The organism is Alkaliphilus flagellatus (assembly GCF_018919215.1).
In the GTDB taxonomy this organism is placed as follows: Bacteria; Bacillota; Clostridia; order Peptostreptococcales; family Natronincolaceae; genus Alkaliphilus_B; species Alkaliphilus_B flagellatus.
Window position 1 is genome coordinate 500,850 of sequence record NZ_JAHLQK010000001.1, and the last position, 17,807, is coordinate 518,656.

Below are 17,807 nucleotides of genomic sequence, written 5' to 3' on the forward strand. Positions count from 1 at the left end.
TGCTCTAATAAATAATGAGTAAAAAATATAAAGCTAAAAATTAAATAATAGCTAAATTTTAGGAGGTAATTATGAAAAACAGAGGAGCATTAGAAGGAATTAAAATTTTAGATTTGACTCGAGTATTGGCAGGACCATTTTGCACAATGATGTTGGCGGATATGGGAGCTGAGGTAATAAAAATAGAAATACCAGGTAAAGGCGATGACACAAGAAACTTTGGACCATATAAAAATGGTGAAAGTTTATATTACGCCAATGTAAACAGAAATAAAAAAGGTATCACATTAAATCTAAAGAAGCCTGAGGGTAAAGAATTATTCTTAGAAATGGTTAAAAACGCTGATGTAGTAGTTGAAAATTATAGGCCAGGAGTTATGGATAAGTTAGGCTTAGGTTATGATGTTCTTTCAGAAGTGAATGATAAGATTATTTATGCTGCAGTATCAGGATTTGGAAGTTATGGACCTTATTCAGACCGACCAGGATATGATATTATTGCACAAGCAATGGGCGGTCTTATGGCTATTTCTGGTTGGCCAGGAGGGAATCCTACAAGAGTTGGAAATGCAATGGGAGATGTTTTAGGTGGTCTATCACTTACAATTGGTGTATTAGCAGCTCTTAATGGAAGACATGTTACAGGAAAAGGGCAAAGAGTAGACGTTTCATTAGTTGATTCAGTTGTAGCAAGTTTAGAAACAGGAACACAAAGATATTTTGCTTCAGGTGAAATACCAGAAAAACTTGGAAATAGATATGCAGCTGCTTATCCTTATGACTCATTCCAAGCTAAAGATGGTTTCTTTGTTATCGGATGTGGAAACCAAAAGCTGTATGAGATTTTATGTCAGGTAATGAAGAAACCAGAATTAATCACAGATGAAAGATTTGCTACTATGGCGGATAGAAACCAAAATCATGTAGAATTAAAGGAAATAATAGAACAGTGGTCAATAAACTTTACCATAGATGAAGCAGTCGACACAATATTAGGAGCTGGAGTACCTGCGGCACCAATCTATGATATGAAGAGATTAACTGAGGACGAACATATAGCAAATGTAAGAGAAATGTTTGTTGATGTTCATCATCCAATTATAGGAGATATGAAGGTTAATGGATGCCATGTAAAACTTTCTGATACAAAACCTACTATTAAATGCGCAGCACCTACATTAGGTCAGGATAATGAAGAAGTTTATAAAAGTATATTGAACTTAAGCAAAGAACAATTAGATGAATTAAAAAATAATGGAATAATATAATAGGCTTTTCAAGCTTTGATATCGAATATAACCAAATAAACTAAGGTGGGGGTTTAAGAATTGTGGAAAACATGGGCTTAATATCATTGATTTTACTATTTGTAGTAATTGTTATTGGATTTTTAAGAAAAACAAATGTAGGTATACTGGCTATAGCAGCATCACTAATAGTTGGTAGGCTAGCTGGAATTGCAGACAAAGAAATTATATCAGGTTTTAGTTCTTCACTTTTTATTATGTTAGCTGGTGTAACATATTTATTTAGTATAGTTAATGTTAATGGTACCTTAGAATTATTAGCTAAGAAAATTGTATCCGTAGTTGGAAAAAGAACATGGTTGATACCAATAGTAGTATTTGTTGTTGGATTTATTATTCCAGCGGTGGGACCTGGTGCTGTACCGGCACTTGCTATCATGCCTGCGTTTTCAGTACCTTTAGCGCTTGTAATAGGCGTCGAACCTATTATGTTAGGATTAATAGGGGTAATTGGCCTCTTTGGTGGTAGAATGACGGCCATTACACCTGAAGGTATTCTTATTGCCGACTTAGCATCAAAACAGGGAATTACAGGTGTGATTAAGCCATTATTATTAAATGCTACATTTACTTCTATTATACTTTCAGTGATTATTTATGTTTACTATAAAGGATATAAACCTAAAAATCAAAATATTTTAAAAGCAAGCGAATTACCTAAGTTCAACAAGGATCAAGTCATTACAATTATAGGTGTTTTAGCAATGCTGTTTATAGTACTAATATTAAAAATAAATGTTGGACTTGCTTCTTTCTTGATAGGATCAATTCTTATGGTTCTAAATGTTGCTGATGAAGCCCAGTCTATTAAAAATATACCTTGGAGTGTTATATTACTTATCACTGGTGTTGGATTATTTATGGAAATTGTTGTGAAATTAGGTGGTATTAATATATTAGCAACTGCACTATCATCAATTATGGGACCGCGTACAGCAGGGCCTATTATGGGTATCACAGGGGGAATGATGTCTTGGTTTAGTTCTGCTCTAGGTGTAGTTTATCCAACATTGATTCCTACAGTAGGTACAATTATTGAAACAGTTGGTGGTTCTATTACTGCAACGGAGTTAATTTCAACTATAGGTATTGCGGCTTCAGTTGCAGGGTTAAGTCCAGCTTCCAGTGGCGGTGCATTAATATTGGCAGCAATTGTTGCTAATACTGAATGCAGCAAAGAAGAGCAAAATAAAATATTTGTTGAATTATTTATTTGGTCAATATTTTCACTAGCTCTTGTTGCTTTTATTGGACTGTTGGGAGGATATAGAATTATTAAGTAATATTATAAAAAATATAAGAGGTGAAGATTATGAATATTCCTAAAAATGTTGAAATAATTGAAGTTTGCCCAAGGGATGGGTTTCAAAATGTGAAGGATTTTATTAAAACCGAAGATAAAATTGAAATTATTAAAAAGCTAGTTGATGTTGGATATAAAAAAATAGAAATTACATCTTTTGTAAATCCTAAATGGATACCTCAAATGGTTGACGCTGCTGATGTAGTTGCAGAAATAAAAAATTATACTAGAGGTAAAGATGTAGGACTAATGGGATTGATTCCGAATAAAAGAGGAGCTGCAAATGCTGAATGCACTGGTATTGATTGGATTTCATATGTTGTATCTGTAAGTGAAAAACATAATATGGCAAATGTAAATAGAACTGTAGAACAATCTATGGCAGAATTTGAAGAAATTGTAGGAGATAAAAAGGGAATGAAAGTAAGACTGGGTATTGCAACGGCCTTAGGGTGTCCTTTTGGAGAAGAAATAAAAACAGAAAAAATAATAAGTATGGCTGAAAAAGGATTAAAGCTAGGGGCAGATAGTATATTAATAGCAGATACTGTTGGCTTAGGAAATCCAGTTTTAGTGGATAGAGTACTAGGTGAAATGAAAAAGTATATTGATATGGACAAAATATGTATGCATTTACATGATACTAGAGGTTTGAGTCTAGCCCATACACTTGTTGCCATGAACCATGGAGTTAAAGTATTTGAATCTGCTGCTGGAGGACTTGGAGGTTGTCCTTTTGCTCCAGGAGCATCGGGAAACTGTGCAACAGAGGATTTAGCCAATATGCTTATGGGAATGGGAGTAGATATTAATTTAAATATAGAAGAATTAAACAAGGCAGTAGATTTAATTAAACAAAAAGTAAACTCTCCTATAGTTAGTCATATGAATAGCCTATGTAAAAAATAAATATAGTACTAATACTTCATATAAATTATGTGGTTAGTACCATTAGAAAATATAAAAAAACCTGCTTAAATAGTAGGTTTTTTTATAAATTAATATATTGTGCATAAAACTTTAGAGAAAGCATCGAAGATGCTTTTTTTATATTAATATTAATTATTATAGAATACAGTTTAGTTTTGAGTATAATGGTTATATAATTTAAAGAATATATAATTTAGAATAGGGGTGGCTATATGAAAGCTTTGTTTACATATAATTATGGAAACGAAAAAATGGATCTTATTAGAAATTTAGGCTATGAAGTTATATTAAAGGATGAAAAAAACATTGAGTATAGTGATGATATAGAGGATATAGAAGTTTTTGTTTGCTATAATCCTTTTTCTACGCTAGATATTACTAAAATGAAAAACCTTAAATGGATTCAGCTCTCTAGCATAGGGGTTGATCAGGTTCCGGCCGAGACTATATTAAAAAACAATATTATTTTAACTAATAATAAAGGTGGATATAGCATTCCAATGGGAGAATGGGTTGTGCTTAAAACCTTGGAAATATATAAAAAGAGTGTAGATCTTTATAGTCAACAAAGAGCCAAAAAGTGGAAGATGAATACTAAGCTTTTAGAGCTTTGTGGAAAAAATATAGCTTTTATTGGTACTGGAAGTATTGCTGTAGAATCTGCCAAAAGATTTCAGGGTTTTGAAGCGAATGTAATTGGAATAAATACAAAGGGGACAGAAACTAATTACTTTAACAAATGTTACTCTATAGATGAATTAGATAAAGTTTTGGCTATTAGCGATGTAGTTATTTTAACTATACCTTATACCGAGGATACGCATCATTTAATCAATCGGGATAAATTGAATAAGATGAAGAAAGATGCCGTGCTTATTAATGTTTCTAGAGGAAGTATTATAAATGAAAAGGATTTGATAGACCACCTAAGGGAAGGCAACCTGCTAGGAGCTGCTTTGGATGTATTTGAGGAAGAACCTTTGCCAGCAGAAAATCCTCTGTGGAATATGGAAAATGTAATTGTTACTCCACATAACTCTTGGATGTCTGAAATGAGAGATGAAAGAAGGTTTAAAACTATATTTGAAAATATGGAAAGGTATATAAAAGAAGAAGAACTTATTAATTTAGTTAATTTAAAAAGAGGATATTAGTCAAAGGATGGAAAAATAAAATGTATAAAAAAAGTAATTTTGTTTTGAAAAGCGACTTTGAAATTAGAGAAATTAGACAAGAGGATGAAAATGGCGATGTAGATCTTTTTATTCCAATAGAATATAAAACGGTAAACTTATTTTTACCTTTTATTAAAGAAGAAAATATGTCTAGAATACAATTATCCGAAGTTAAAAGTATAGTTATAAGGTTTAATACTAGTAATGTTAATAATAGATGTAGCATTCATTTTCTAAAAAATATAGATTTGCTATCTCATTTACTTAATTTTGAACTTGATTATGAACAATATGCAATAATTGTTAAACAAGAGGAATATAGTGTTTCCTTTAAGCTAATAGAGAAATAATATTTATTTGCCTGAAATATTTCAGGCAAATTTTTTATAACTAAAATAGAAGTGTTGCATATAATAGTAATGTGAATAAAAAAAGGAGGTGCACTATGTCATATAATTATAGGAATTCTTATACCTTATCTAATATGATGGGCGAGCCTATGCCGGAGCCCCCTAGTGGTACCAATGGAAGAATATACATAGTTCGTCCAGGAGATACTATGTACAGGATTGCAGTGCGATATAATACAGGACTTCAAATACTAGTAGATTCAAACCCACAAATTAGTGATCCAAGTTGTATAATGATTGGGCAACGAATATGCATTCCATGTACAGATACACCACAACCACATATTTATCAAGATTCTCCAGCATACTCTTAGAAGAATACAAATTAAGTAATACTATACAAAGTAGACCTTATAGTTTAGTGCGAAATTATAGGGTCTTTTTGTTTTGGTCTTGGTCGAAAATATATGGTATAATTTAGAAAAAACGTACTTTAATAAGGAGGATCATATGAAACGAATTATATCTTACATAATAATATTTTCCATTTTAGTTACTTCTAATTTACTTGTTTATGGAAATACTTCTATAGTTATGCTTAAAGATATAGAAAATCATTGGATTAATGATTATAAAGAAGTATTATATACTTTGCAACATCTAGGTATTATAACAGGATATCCTGAGGATAATAGCTTCAGACCTGAAAAGCAAATTAGTAGACAGGAATTTGTAAAGGCCTTAATTGTGGCAGCTGGATATTCTATAGAAAATAAAGCTATTGCCCAAAGCTTTATAGATGTTAATCCTAATTTATGGTCATATCCGTATATAGAAGCCGCTGTAGGAAATGGTATTATTATTCCTGAGGATTACATAGAAAACTTTGAGCCGTCTAGACCAATTACTAGGCAAGAGATGGCAATTATGGTAGTAAGGGCATTAGAGATTTTAGATAGTGAACAAATAGAATTTGATGACTTTGAGTTTAAAGATAAGTCGGAAATTCCTGCCTGGGCAGCTTCTTTTATTAATATAGCATGGAGTAAAGGAATTATTACGGGGTCAAAGGTAAATGAAGGTTATATATTTAAACCTAATGATACGGCTACAAGGGCGGAAGCAGCTATAATATTACATAGATTTTTGCATAATAAGAAAGACTTGAAAAAACTAGGGTTCTATGCAGTTAAATCTTTTGAGCAGATTAAAGAGCTTGAAATCGAAGACACATTTAATGATATAGCTTTTGGCTGGGGTTCTCTAGAGGCATTAAAAAATGGAGATATAATATTTAGTATGGCTGATAGTAAAAGTGATTATAAAAGGCCTTCAGGTTTTGAAGAACCATTACACTTAGTTGAAAAAGCAGGTGTGAATAGAATATTAATGATAACAGAAGCTAGAACTTCTCTAATATATCCTTTTTTAGAAAATAAAACTTTCTGGCAGGCTGCTATTACAGAAATAGTAGAGAGTTTAAGATATCATAACTTTACAGGCGTTCTAATAGACTTTGAAAATATACGTAATAGAGAACAAGGATATAGACAACTATACTTAGAGTTTTTAATTGAATTAAATAAAGAACTTAAATCTAACAATTATAGTTTGTCCGTTGCAGTACAGCCAAATAATGTTGTGGGATATTATGATGGTTATGATTATAGTGGAATTTCTGAAGTGGCTGATGAAATAATACTAATGGCTTATGATTATTATGATAGAAATAATACAACAACACCAACTGATCATGCACCTATTTATAAGGTGAAGGAGGCATTGGAAAATTTAATTACTGAAGGTGTTAATCCAGAAAAGATTATTTTAGGTTTACAAGTAGCAGGAGCTACACAATGGATATTTAGGAAAAGTAATAGTACTATTTATCCATCGGATCAAATACATACACCTGCTATGTCAAGTGTTTACAATAGGTTGAATAGTAGTGATATTAAGGGTAAGGTAAATTTTAACCCTAACACTATGACACCATCCTTTGAATATAATGTAATTGATAATGCTGAAAGTAAAGATATAATCATTAAGTATGAAAATAGAGAAAGTATAGAAAGTAAAATTTTGTTGGCTAAATACTATGGCATTAAGGGAATATCAGTTTGGAGGATTGGAGAAATACAAAGAGATATTTTAGAGCTGTTAGTAGATAAATAGATTAATAAAACAAAAGGACTCAAGGATTAGGCGGCTGTGCATGAGGTGATTAAAAAATATTTTTACATTGACAAGCGGCGAAATACCTGTTAATCTAAATACATACTAAAAGTATGTATTGGAGGTGAAACTCTGTGGCAAGAAATAAATATCCAGAAGAAACTGTAAACAGGATTTTGGAGGTATCTCTTAAACTGTTTATAGAAAAAGGCTATGAGCATACCTCTATTCAGGATATTATCAATGATTTAGGTGGACTGACAAAGGGTGCTATCTATCACCATTTTAAGTCTAAGGAAGAGATTTTTTTAGCTGTGGCCGAAGATATTCACAAGGAAACAGAGACACGCATGACTGCTATTCGTGATGATGAAAAGCTGAATGGCTTACAGAAATTACAGAAAATGTTCTGTTCTTCTCTGGAAAGTTCAACACAAGATAAAATGTTTTCTGTTGCACCAAATCTGCTAAAAAATCCACAATTTCTGGCACTTCAATTGCAAAGCTCCATTGAGGAGGCGGCGCCGTTTTACATTCAGCCAGTTCTTGAACAGGGTATTGCAGACGGATCCATCCAAACAGAATATCCCAAAGAGCTTGCAGAGGTTTTGATACTGCTTGCAAATGTATGGTTAAACCCTATGATTTTTGCAGTTTCTCCAAAGGAGATGCTGAGCAAGTGCCGATTTTTTCAAAAAATCCTGTTGGGATTGGGGCTTGATTTAGTTAATGAACAAATGCTGGAACGCTTTGACAAATATACCAAGATATACGAAGAGAAAAATCACAAGTAACCTACAAAAATAGCTGCTCCCAGAGAGCAGATTATTTTTAACATCATACATACCAACCGCAGGTATGCAAAAAGGAGGATATAACATGAACAAGTTACTGGCAGTACATACAAACTGCCTTACAAAAGTATTTTCTGGTGAAGAAGTATTGAAAAGATGCAGTATTTCTGTGAATCAGGGTGAAATCTATGGCATTCTTGGAGCAAACGGGGCAGGTAAAACCACTCTGCTTAAGCTGATTGCAGGGCTTTTAGAGCCCACTGAAGGCAACGCAGAGGTTATAGGTATGGATAGTCACAGCCAAAAAGCACAGCTGCTAAGGCAAATCGGTATTTTTATCGAAACACCTTACTTCTATGAGCATCTTTCAGCATCTGAAAATCTGTCTATCCATTTAGAATATATGGGCACTTCGGGGGATATTCAAGACGCACTAAAACAGGTTGGGCTAAGCAGCACTGGTACTAAACCAGTGGCACAGTTTTCGCTTGGTATGCGTCAGCGACTAGGGATTGCCCGTGCCTTGATACATCGACCACAGGTATTGCTTTTGGATGAACCTATCAATGGACTTGATCCAATTGCTATTCGTGAAATGCGTGAGCTGTTTGGGCAGTTAAAGGCTGAGGGTATGACGCTGCTCATATCCAGTCATATTCTAAGTGAGATAGAGCAAACCGCAGACCGTGTAGGAATTTTAGCATATGGACAACTGATTTTAGAGGAAAGCATGTCTGCTTTGAAACAGCAGCATCCCAATGATTTAGAAAACTATCTTATTGGAGTTATGAATGGAGGGATTTTATGTTGAAATTAATTCGATTAGAACTGCGAAGAAATAAATTGACAGGATACAAAGTAGCCAGCGGATGTATTTTTCTTGGGATTTTGGCCTTATGCTTTCTCTTTGCCTTTATGCCTGCCATTGTAGAATCGCAAGGGGATATTCTCTCAGCAAAGGAGCTTGCCATGTTCTCAGGCTGGAATAATCTGATTGCAATGATGTCCACCATTTCAATGACTTCCTTCGCGGTGCTCTCTACGGTAATGCACGCCCGATTTATTGTAACCGAATACACAGGCAAACGAGCTATTTTGCTTTTTTCTTATCCCATAAAGCGTAGTCGCATATTGTGGGCAAAATGCAGTCTTGTATTTTGGTTTACGACTGGCATGATGTTTCTGTGTAATTTGGCGGCAATCACGTTGTTTGGTATCTGCTCCAATCTGTTTCAAATTCTTTCAGAGCCGTTTACGATTACGACCTTTACCTATCTGCTCACTACAACGTTGATTCTCTCATTATTATCGGGAGCCATTGGTTTGATAGCCTTGCGAATTGGTTTTTGGAAGAAATCCGTTCCGATTACTATTGTATCTGCAGTTATATTGGCAAGCCCTTGTTCACAGCTGTTCTCATTTTTTCTAGATAGCTCTATTACCGTTATGCTTGCAACCATGTTACTGCTATTGACCATCGGCTTTGTGATCTTTTTAGGTCTGACAAGAATGGTAAACCGCATGGAGGTGCTATAATTTTACTGAAAGTTTTTCGGAGGAATGATAATTATGAAGAAAACAGCTTTATTTAAAAAAGATTTCGCCTTAGTAGTCATTGGCCAAATCATATCCCTGTTCGGCAATTCTATTTTGCGGTTTGCCCTGCCCCTTTATTTATTAAGGCAAACAGGATCTGCCGCTTTGTTCGGCGTGGTGACGGCCTGTTCCTTTCTGCCGATGATCGTCCTATCCCTTTTGGGCGGCGTGCTAGCAGATCGTGTTAACAAGCGAAACATTATGGTTGTTCTGGATTTTTTTACAGCCGTCTTAATTTTTGTGTTTAGTGTTGTACTTGAAATGCTTCCGCTAGTACCACTTTTTATCCTAATACTTATGATGCTTTATGGCATACAGGGAGCATATCAGCCGGCAGTACAAGCGAGCATTCCGCTGCTCGTTCCGATGGAACAGCTGATGTCAGCCAATGCCGTGATCAATCAGGTGAATGCACTGGCAAATCTGTTAGGTCCCATTATTGGTGGTATTCTGTTTAGTACATGGGGACTTTCGCCTATTTTGCTCATAAGTTGTATTTGCTTTATGCTGTCTGCCGTAATGGAAATTTTTATCCGCATTCCTCACCAAAAAAAACCCATCGAGACGGGTGTACTCACTATTGTACGTGAGGATTTAACCGATAGCCTGCGGTTTATTAGGACAGAAAAACCAGTGCTTTTTCGTGTAATGGGTTTACTGGTCTTATTCAACCTTTTTTTAAGTGCCATGCTGATCATTGGTCTGCCGGTATTGATAACGAAAACATTGGGAATGAGTGATCGTTTGTTTGGATACTCCCAAGGTGCACTTGCAGCAGGCGGACTTGCAGGGGGAATTTTAGCAGGACTTTTGGGAAATAAGCTGGATGTGAAAAAATCACATTTACTCTTGCTTATGTGTGCTTGTGGCGTGCTGCCTATGGGACTGACATTGTTATTCCAAAGTCCGCCCTTTATCAGCTATCTGATTATCTCTGTTATGAGCTTTTTTCTGATGACAGCATCCACTATGTTCAGCGTACAAATACTTTCATTTGTGCAGGCACAGACGCCGCCACAGCTTGTTGGCAAGGTGATTTCCTGTTTGTTGGCACTTTCCATGTGTGCCCAACCTATTGGTCAGGCACTATATGGCATTCTGTTTCAACAGTTTAACGCCATACCATGGATTGTAGTTTTAGGTGCCGCTTTGATTTCTTGCATGATTGCCATATATTCCAAAAGCACTTTTGGAACACTGAGCGAATAAATTTTATTTCTCAATTGGCGAGACTTGACTTTAACCAAAATAAGCAGATGTCATAACGACATCTGCTCTTTGTCTTTTCCCTATCTGTTTATAGTTTAGACTTTAAATTGTCCCTATTACTATGTAGCTTTATATGGGTCTTTTTTTAATTTGAGAAGAAATATACTTAAAAGTATAGTATAATATAGAAGGTAAGATTTAAGGGCGCACAGAGAATTTTTTAATAATGGTATAACTCATAAGAAGGGGGCCCGGGATATGAACAATGAAAACAATATAATGGTATGTGTAACAAAACAAAAAACCTGTGAAAAGTTAATTCAGTCTGGGGTTAAAATTAAGGAACAAATAGGTGGAGATCTTTTTGTTGTCCATGTTGCACCTACAGGGTGGAACTTTTTAGGTAACTCTCAGGAAGGAGAAGCCTTGGATTACTTATTTGAAATTTCAAAGGCAGTAGGAGCAGATATGACAGTATTGAGGTCATCAGAGGTTGTTAAGACCATTGTTGACTTCTGTGAAAAAAACAGCATTACCATTATTGTATTGGGTGAATCTCCAGAGGTTTCAGAGGACAATAATATTATTTCTAAGTTAACTAAAAAGCTAGGGCAAAATATTGAAATAAAAGTAGTTTCGACTTATTAAAATTATAGTATTAAATAATAGAGGTTTCTATAAAAATAGAAATCTCTATTATTATTTAGAAATGTATAAGAAACAGATAATAATAAATAGAATTTTGCTAACAATGAAGTGTATAATGTTAAAATAAAATTATTGGGTAATATATTGTTACTTATGCTGTATTACCTTAAAACAGTAGTAAGGGAGAAGAGTATAAATGGAAAAAAATCAACTTTTATATAGAACCTACTCACAATACTTAATAGAGAAGTATGGTGAAAAGGTGTACAAGCTTTCAGTTAATTTACCATTAACATGCCCAAATCGTGATGGGAAACTAAGTAAAGGTGGTTGTACATTTTGTGCTGAGGTAGGCACTGGATTCGAAAGTTTATCAAATTGCTTTTCAGTTCAAGAACAATTGACAAAAACTAGGGATCATATAAAGAAAAAATATAAAGCAAACAAGTACATTGCCTACTTTCAAAATTTTTCAAATACATATATGCCTATAGATGTTTTTAAAGTATATATTGAAGAAGCGGTGATGGAGGGAATTGTCGAAATTGCTATTTCAACCAGGCCAGATTGTATAGAGGAAGAATATTTAAAGTTTTTAAAGGAATTAGGGAAAAGGACAGGAATTGAAATATCATTTGAACTAGGACTTCAAACTGTTAATTATCACACACTAAATAAAATAAATAGAGGCCATACTCTAGGTGAATTTATTGATGCTGTATTAACTATAAAAGAATATGGGTTTGATATATGTACTCACTTAATACTTAACTTACCGTGGGATAACATGGATGATGTAATTGAGAATGCAAAAGTTATTTCTGCACTTAATGTTGAACAAGTAAAGTTACATGCTTTATATATAATGGAAAATACAACAATGGGAACAGAATACAAAAGAGGAGAAATAGAACTTATTTCAGTTGAAGAATATAAAGAGAGGGTTATTACATTTTTAGAACATTTATCTCCTGAAATCGTTGTTCAGCGGTTAATAGGTAGAGCACCAGAGGAGAATAGTTTATTTGTTAATTGGAATACGAGCTGGTGGAAAATTCGCGATGAAATTCATGATGAAATGATTATAGAAGAAAGATATCAAGGGAAGAAAGCAAATTATTTAGGTGGAAAAGCACTAAAATAATATTTTTATCATGCAGGGAAAAGAAAGAATTTATAGAATATTTAAAATATATAAAAATATTTCTAGGAGGTTTTGTCTTATGATAAAGCTTATAGTTGGCCCTGCAGGTGGAGGAAAAACTAGGATATTAAGTCAAATAGCTAACGAAGATGTGAAAAAAGCAAGGGGACATTTAATCTATATTGATCATCGTAATACACGTATGTTGCAAGTAGACTATAAAATTAGATTTATTAATATAGGAGAATATGAAGTTAAGGATGAAGAAAGTTTTTATGGTTTTATATGTGGTATTATTGCATCCAATTATGATATAGAAACAATTTATATCGATGGATTATATAACATAACTAATAGAGAGCTAGATAAGATGAAGGAATTTTTTTGCAAACTTGATAATATTGAGTTGAAATATAATATTAATTTTGTAATAACTATAAGCTCTGAGAAAGAGAGTCTTCCACAATTTTTGAATAAGTATTTAATAATTGGATAAAATACAAAAAAGCAGCTAAGCTGCTTTTTTTATTGCCATAAAAAAGTAAATATGTTGTTAATATTAGAGATTCTTATCTATGTCATCAATTTCAGGAAAGCGTTTCATTTCCTTTTTAGAGAAAATTAATTTATCATCAGATATAACTTCAAAAACCCCACCAGATGAAGGAATAAGAGTAAGTGATTCTATTTCATTTTTATATGTTCTTAAAAGATGTTCAGCCAATTCCATGGCTTTTGGTACATAGCCTCAGCCAGTACAGTATTCAATACTAATTTTTTTATTTTCCATAATATAACCTCCAAAGTATAGTTTTTTTTTATAGATAATATATGCGCTATAGAAAATTTCTATTACTATTTTACCCTATTAAATAATAAAGAAACAGTTTTTATAATTTTGAAATTATAATTTTAAAAGCACTATTTATTAAGCATATATTGATTATTTTCTTAAAAAGTATGTTATAATTAATATTAATGATGTATAATTGATTTGCAATTTAATACAATAAGGAGGATACATATGAAGACAAAAATAGGAATTAATGGTTTTGGGAGAATTGGTAAAGCAGTATTGAAGGCATCCTTAGAGTATAATTGGGATGTTGAAGTTGTTGCTATTAACAGTACCAGTGGTCCGGAAAAACATGCACATATATTTAAATATGACTCATTATATGGAAAAATGAATGAAGAGGTTAGGGCTACAGAAGATGCACTTTATGTTGGAGATAAGAAGATACAGTTTACAGCTTTCCGTGATCCAGCTGAAATTCCATGGAGAGAAATGGGAGTAGACATAGTTATCGAATCTACAGGAATGTTTTTAACAAAGGAAGATGCTTCTAAGCATTTACAAGGTGGAGCAAAGAAGGTAATTATATCTGCACCAGCAAAGTCTGGGGAAGATTTAACCATTGTTATGGGAGTAAATGAAGGACAGTATGACCCAGAAAAACACCATATTTTATCCAACGCATCTTGTACAACAAACTGTTTAGCTCCAGTAGCTAAAGTATTAGAAGATAGCTTTGGCATTAAGAGTGGTCTAATGACAACTGTTCATGCCTATACTAATGATCAAAGAATATTAGATTTACCTCATAAAGACTTAAGAAGAGCGAGAGCAGCCGCTGAATCTATTATACCAACTACAACTGGCGCAGCTAAGGCTGTAGCTAAGGTTATTCCTTCTTTAGAAGGTAAACTAAATGGTATGGCTATGAGAGTACCTATTCCTGTTGTATCTGTAGTTGACTTAGTAGTTGAATTAAACAAAGATACAACTGTAGAAGAAGTAAATCAAAAGCTTAAAGAAGCGGCCGAGGGTTCGATGGAAGGAGTTTTAGGCTATACTGAAGAACCTCTAGTATCTATTGACTTTAAAAAAGATCCTAGATCATCAATCGTTGATGCTTTATCAACTATGATGGTAGGAGACAAAATGTTAAAAGTTGTTTCATGGTATGATAATGAGTGGGGTTATTCTAATAGAATTGTTGATTTAGCTAACTACATAGCTAAAAAAGGACTATAGAATTTTAAAGCACTTAAAATTACAATCTAATATATTAATAAAGTAGACCTTTCATTTGAAAGGTCTACTTTATTAATATACAGGAAACCATACACTTTGAAATTTTTGGATGTTTTTAAATAGATAGGATAGTAGTAATGGTCTAGGTAGTGCCTATATAGCTATACTAGAAAGTGGACAGCAATATTTGAATTTTATTTTTTTATTAAAATAATGTAACTTTAATATAGATAAATAGGCTAAAATTAGAAATAATGATATAATATAAAAGGAAATAAATCAAGTATATAAATATTTAAGAAAAATTATTGGAAATCTAAGTAGTGGGGTGGTACTATGAATCAACAAGTAGATTGGAAGAAGTTTTTAATTCCATATGAAAATGCGGTAGAAGAATTAAAAGTAAAGTTTAAAAGTATTCGCAGCGAATTAAGAACTATTGGAGAGTATTCACCAATTGAATTTGTAACGGGAAGAGTAAAAAAGGTTTCTAGTATATTAGAAAAAGCAAAAAAGCTAGATGTGGAAATAGATAATATAGAAGAAGGAATTGAAGATATAGCTGGTATCCGTATAATGTGCCAGTTTGTTGAAGATATATATACTGTTGTAGACTATATTCGTGAACGTGATGGAAATGACTTAGAAATTGTATATGAAAAAGACTACATTAATAATTTTAAGCCTAGTGGGTATAGAAGTTATCATATTGTTATTAGATACCCTATTCAAACAGCCATGGGGCCTAAAAAAATATTAGCAGAAGTACAAATTAGAACTTTGGCAATGAATTTTTGGGGTACAATAGAACATTCTTTAAGATATAAGTACAAGCATAATATACCAGAACATATTAATGAAAGACTAATAAAAGCAGCAGATGCAGCATTTATGTTAGATAAAGAGATGTCTAAAATTAGGCATGAAATACGTCAGGCACAAAAAATGTTTGAAATAAAATCGAATACTGTTTCTAATATTTTAAGAGATATTTATTCCTTGTATGCTATGGGACGAATAACAGATGCAACCGAGCTACAAGAAAAATTTAATGAGCTATGGGATCAGGGGGATATTAGAGAATTAAGAAATTTTGCTAGAGAAGTAAATGTTTTTATTGAAAATCAAGAACCTTAATAATAGATTATTGTAATAGGAAATAGGGTGATAATATGGCAATTTATGCTATAGGGGATTTACATTTAAGTGGTCATTCTGATAAACCTATGGATATATTTGGTGCTCAGTGGAATGACCATGCAAATAAGATAAGAGATAGTTGGTTAAAAAAAGTTAATAATGATGATGCTGTTCTTATTCCTGGAGATATATCTTGGGCGATGACTTTAGAGGAGGCAATGATAGATTTAGAGTGGATTGCAGATTTGCCTGGTAAAAAGTATTTAATTAGAGGAAACCATGACTATTGGTGGGGTTCAATAACAAAATTGAATTCATTATTTGATTCTATGAGCTTTATACAAAATAATTTCTTTACATATAGAGAATATGCAATATGTGGAACAAGGGGTTGGAATTGCCCTAATCATTATAAGTTTACAAATCATGACGAAAAAATATATTTAAGAGAAGTTAGTCGTTTAGAGATGTCTTTAAATACTGCTAAAAGAAGTGGATATGATAATATCATTGTCATGCTTCATTATCCACCTACAAATGATAAGTTAGAGCCATCTTTATTTACTGAAGTCTTAGAGAAATATAATGTAAGACATGTAATATATGGACATTTACATGGAGAAACATCCTATGGGGCTGGTCTAAAAGGAATTTATAACGGAATTAATTACTACTTAACATCCTGTGATTATGCTAGATTTGAAATGATAGAAATAAAAGGGTAGCTATTAATAGCTACCTTTTTAATATATTAAATTGCGTTGTTAGATCCTAATACATTTTTAATCTTATGCTGAACCATTTCTTTAATTGCAGTTCTACCTGCACCTAAGTATTTTCTTGGATCAAAGTTACTTGGGTTATCTATTAAATCTTTTCTAATTGCTGCAGTCATAGCAAGACGTAAATCTGTATCTATATTTACCTTGCATACTCCTAGTTGTGCTGCTTGACGAATCATTTCCTCTGGAACACCTTGTGCACCTGGAATATTTCCACCGTATTTATTACATAGAGAAACAAATTCAGGTAATACAGTAGATGCACCATGTAATACTAGTGGGAAGTTAGGTAATAATTTTTGAATTTGCTTTAATCTTTCAAAATCTAAGGAAGGCTCACCTTTAAATTTATAAGCACCATGACTTGTACCAATTGCTATAGCTAACGAATCGACACCAGTTTTTTCAACAAATTCAGCTGCTTGCTCAGGAACAGTATATGTTGCATCTTTTTCACTTACATTTACAGCATCTTCTACACCTGCTAATCTTCCAAGCTCAGCTTCTACCACAACACCTTTATTATGTGCATACTCAACAACTTTTTTAGTAATTTCAATATTTTTTTCAAATTCATAATGGGATGCATCGATCATAACAGATGTAAAACCATCATCGATACATTGTTTGCAAATTTCAAAATCTTCCCCATGATCTAAGTGTAATACAATAGGTAAGTTAGAGTCTTCAATAGCAGCCTCTACTAACTTTTTTAAGTAGATTGGATTTGCGTACTTTCTAGCGCCAGCAGAAACTTGAAGGATTAATGGCGATCTTTCCTCTTTAGCTGCTTCAACAATCCCTTGTATTATTTCCATGTTGTTAACATTAAAGGCTCCAATTGCATAATTGCCTTCGTATGCTTTTTTAAAAAGCTCTTTACTTGTAATTAATGGCATAGTGATTCCTCCTATATGTAATTTTGGTGCAATAATATGTGTATTTTTCTTAATTCTATCATAGTGGCTATGTATCGTCAATTAGGGTTAAAAGTAGTCCAAGTATATATTAATATGTTAAACCTATAGAAAAAATATATTCAAATAATAATCATAAATTAAAGTCTATTTTATATAGAAGAACTTTAATATAACAAATTAAACCAAGTTTTTATGATTTCTCACTATCAATTTTGAGTGAAATAAAGTAAAATGATAAAAAGGCTTGTTAAAAATATACTAACACAATCAGGAGGTATGATATAATTATTTTAAAA

General features: G+C 32.8%; 19 protein-coding genes. 17 read left to right on the forward strand and 2 right to left on the reverse strand.

Going from position 1 to position 17,807, the window contains the following annotated elements; all coding sequences use genetic code 11:
* The first annotated feature begins 71 nt into the window (after nucleotides 1-71).
* The 14 genes from KQI88_RS02245 (at nucleotide 72) to KQI88_RS02310 (ending at nucleotide 13,127) form a co-directional block, all read left to right on the forward strand.
* A complete protein-coding gene (locus tag KQI88_RS02245) occupies nucleotides 72-1,268 on the forward strand; it encodes a CaiB/BaiF CoA transferase family protein (RefSeq protein WP_216414731.1) in 1,197 nt (398 codons plus the stop codon).
* Nucleotides 1,269-1,339: 71 nt separating this feature from the next.
* Entirely contained in the window at nucleotides 1,340-2,590 is a 1,251-nt protein-coding gene (locus tag KQI88_RS02250) for an SLC13 family permease (RefSeq protein ID WP_246579134.1), read from the forward strand.
* Between the two features lie 29 nt (nucleotides 2,591-2,619).
* Nucleotides 2,620-3,519 carry a hydroxymethylglutaryl-CoA lyase gene (locus tag KQI88_RS02255; RefSeq protein WP_216414733.1) on the forward strand — a complete coding sequence of 300 codons (900 nt, stop codon included), beginning with the start codon at nucleotides 2,620-2,622 and terminating at the stop codon, nucleotides 3,517-3,519.
* A 233-nt stretch (nucleotides 3,520-3,752) separates the two neighbouring features.
* Nucleotides 3,753-4,694 (forward strand): phosphoglycerate dehydrogenase, encoded by a 942-nt coding sequence (locus KQI88_RS02260; protein WP_216414734.1) that lies wholly within the window; start codon nucleotides 3,753-3,755, stop codon nucleotides 4,692-4,694.
* Nucleotides 4,695-4,714: 20 nt separating this feature from the next.
* On the forward strand, nucleotides 4,715-5,065 hold the full coding sequence (locus KQI88_RS02265) for a hypothetical protein (RefSeq protein ID WP_216414735.1): 351 nt from the start codon (nucleotides 4,715-4,717) through the stop codon (nucleotides 5,063-5,065).
* 95 nt (nucleotides 5,066-5,160) lie between these two features.
* Nucleotides 5,161-5,439, forward strand: a complete 279-nt coding sequence (locus KQI88_RS02270; RefSeq protein WP_216414736.1) for a LysM peptidoglycan-binding domain-containing protein — start codon at nucleotides 5,161-5,163, stop codon at nucleotides 5,437-5,439.
* A 136-nt stretch (nucleotides 5,440-5,575) separates the two neighbouring features.
* Complete coding sequence (locus KQI88_RS02275) at nucleotides 5,576-7,240, forward strand: glycosyl hydrolase family 18 protein (RefSeq protein ID WP_216414737.1); 1,665 nt, start codon at nucleotides 5,576-5,578, stop codon at nucleotides 7,238-7,240.
* A gap of 134 nt (nucleotides 7,241-7,374) precedes the next feature.
* A complete protein-coding gene (locus KQI88_RS02280; RefSeq protein ID WP_216414738.1) occupies nucleotides 7,375-8,034 on the forward strand; it encodes a TetR/AcrR family transcriptional regulator in 660 nt (219 codons plus the stop codon).
* A gap of 85 nt (nucleotides 8,035-8,119) precedes the next feature.
* Nucleotides 8,120-8,845 (forward strand): ABC transporter ATP-binding protein, encoded by a 726-nt coding sequence (locus KQI88_RS02285; protein WP_216414739.1) that lies wholly within the window; start codon nucleotides 8,120-8,122, stop codon nucleotides 8,843-8,845.
* The gene (locus KQI88_RS02290) at nucleotides 8,839-9,570 is read left to right on the forward strand and encodes an ABC transporter permease (protein WP_216414740.1); all 732 of its coding nucleotides are present in this window, start codon (nucleotides 8,839-8,841) and stop codon (nucleotides 9,568-9,570) included. The genes KQI88_RS02285 and KQI88_RS02290 overlap by 7 nt, the downstream gene beginning before the upstream one ends.
* A gap of 33 nt (nucleotides 9,571-9,603) precedes the next feature.
* On the forward strand, nucleotides 9,604-10,839 hold the full coding sequence (locus KQI88_RS02295) for an MFS transporter (protein WP_246579082.1): 1,236 nt from the start codon (nucleotides 9,604-9,606) through the stop codon (nucleotides 10,837-10,839).
* 258 nt (nucleotides 10,840-11,097) lie between these two features.
* A complete protein-coding gene (locus tag KQI88_RS02300; RefSeq protein WP_216414742.1) occupies nucleotides 11,098-11,487 on the forward strand; it encodes a universal stress protein in 390 nt (129 codons plus the stop codon).
* Between the two features lie 196 nt (nucleotides 11,488-11,683).
* On the forward strand, nucleotides 11,684-12,631 hold the full coding sequence (locus tag KQI88_RS02305) for a TIGR01212 family radical SAM protein (RefSeq protein ID WP_216414743.1): 948 nt from the start codon (nucleotides 11,684-11,686) through the stop codon (nucleotides 12,629-12,631).
* 79 nt (nucleotides 12,632-12,710) lie between these two features.
* Nucleotides 12,711-13,127 (forward strand): hypothetical protein, encoded by a 417-nt coding sequence (locus KQI88_RS02310; RefSeq protein WP_216414744.1) that lies wholly within the window; start codon nucleotides 12,711-12,713, stop codon nucleotides 13,125-13,127.
* Between the two features lie 63 nt (nucleotides 13,128-13,190).
* On the opposite strand, the gene KQI88_RS02315 is transcribed toward KQI88_RS02310, so the two are convergent.
* Entirely contained in the window at nucleotides 13,191-13,421 is a 231-nt protein-coding gene (locus KQI88_RS02315) for a SelT/SelW/SelH family (seleno)protein (RefSeq protein ID WP_216414745.1), read from the reverse strand.
* A gap of 234 nt (nucleotides 13,422-13,655) precedes the next feature.
* Between KQI88_RS02315 and gap the strand changes: the two genes are divergently transcribed.
* From gap to KQI88_RS02330, 3 genes are all read left to right on the forward strand, one after another.
* Complete coding sequence (gap, locus tag KQI88_RS02320) at nucleotides 13,656-14,669, forward strand: type I glyceraldehyde-3-phosphate dehydrogenase (protein ID WP_216414746.1); 1,014 nt, start codon at nucleotides 13,656-13,658, stop codon at nucleotides 14,667-14,669.
* 336 nt (nucleotides 14,670-15,005) lie between these two features.
* On the forward strand, nucleotides 15,006-15,806 hold the full coding sequence (locus KQI88_RS02325) for a GTP pyrophosphokinase (protein ID WP_216414747.1): 801 nt from the start codon (nucleotides 15,006-15,008) through the stop codon (nucleotides 15,804-15,806).
* A gap of 35 nt (nucleotides 15,807-15,841) precedes the next feature.
* On the forward strand, nucleotides 15,842-16,534 hold the full coding sequence (locus tag KQI88_RS02330; protein ID WP_216414748.1) for a metallophosphoesterase: 693 nt from the start codon (nucleotides 15,842-15,844) through the stop codon (nucleotides 16,532-16,534).
* A gap of 26 nt (nucleotides 16,535-16,560) precedes the next feature.
* Here KQI88_RS02330 and fba read toward each other — a convergent pair whose 3' ends face one another.
* Nucleotides 16,561-17,490, reverse strand: coding sequence for a class II fructose-1,6-bisphosphate aldolase (fba, locus tag KQI88_RS02335; RefSeq protein ID WP_216414749.1), 930 nt, complete (start codon nucleotides 17,488-17,490; stop codon nucleotides 16,561-16,563).
* Nucleotides 17,491-17,807 lie beyond the last annotated feature (317 nt).

Bases quoted from the DNA above. Each gene is read 5' to 3' on its own strand.
- KQI88_RS02300 (WP_216414742.1), top strand. From the start codon at position 11,098: ATGAACAATGAAAACAATATAATGGTATGTGTAACAAAACAAAAAACC.
- KQI88_RS02265 (WP_216414735.1), top strand. From the start codon at position 4,715: ATGTATAAAAAAAGTAATTTTGTTTTGAAAAGCGACTTTGAAATTAGA.
- KQI88_RS02275 (WP_216414737.1), top strand. From the start codon at position 5,576: ATGAAACGAATTATATCTTACATAATAATATTTTCCATTTTAGTTACT.
- KQI88_RS02295 (WP_246579082.1), top strand. From the start codon at position 9,604: ATGAAGAAAACAGCTTTATTTAAAAAAGATTTCGCCTTAGTAGTCATT.
- gap (WP_216414746.1), top strand. From the start codon at position 13,656: ATGAAGACAAAAATAGGAATTAATGGTTTTGGGAGAATTGGTAAAGCA.
- KQI88_RS02310 (WP_216414744.1), top strand. From the start codon at position 12,711: ATGATAAAGCTTATAGTTGGCCCTGCAGGTGGAGGAAAAACTAGGATA.
- KQI88_RS02285 (WP_216414739.1), top strand. From the start codon at position 8,120: ATGAACAAGTTACTGGCAGTACATACAAACTGCCTTACAAAAGTATTT.
- KQI88_RS02330 (WP_216414748.1), top strand. From the start codon at position 15,842: ATGGCAATTTATGCTATAGGGGATTTACATTTAAGTGGTCATTCTGAT.
- KQI88_RS02260 (WP_216414734.1), top strand. From the start codon at position 3,753: ATGAAAGCTTTGTTTACATATAATTATGGAAACGAAAAAATGGATCTT.
- KQI88_RS02325 (WP_216414747.1), top strand. From the start codon at position 15,006: ATGAATCAACAAGTAGATTGGAAGAAGTTTTTAATTCCATATGAAAAT.
- KQI88_RS02290 (WP_216414740.1), top strand. From the start codon at position 8,839: ATGTTGAAATTAATTCGATTAGAACTGCGAAGAAATAAATTGACAGGA.
- KQI88_RS02250 (WP_246579134.1), top strand. From the start codon at position 1,340: ATGGGCTTAATATCATTGATTTTACTATTTGTAGTAATTGTTATTGGA.
- fba (WP_216414749.1), bottom strand. From the start codon at position 17,490: ATGCCATTAATTACAAGTAAAGAGCTTTTTAAAAAAGCATACGAAGGC.
- KQI88_RS02305 (WP_216414743.1), top strand. From the start codon at position 11,684: ATGGAAAAAAATCAACTTTTATATAGAACCTACTCACAATACTTAATA.
- KQI88_RS02270 (WP_216414736.1), top strand. From the start codon at position 5,161: ATGTCATATAATTATAGGAATTCTTATACCTTATCTAATATGATGGGC.
- KQI88_RS02245 (WP_216414731.1), top strand. From the start codon at position 72: ATGAAAAACAGAGGAGCATTAGAAGGAATTAAAATTTTAGATTTGACT.
- KQI88_RS02255 (WP_216414733.1), top strand. From the start codon at position 2,620: ATGAATATTCCTAAAAATGTTGAAATAATTGAAGTTTGCCCAAGGGAT.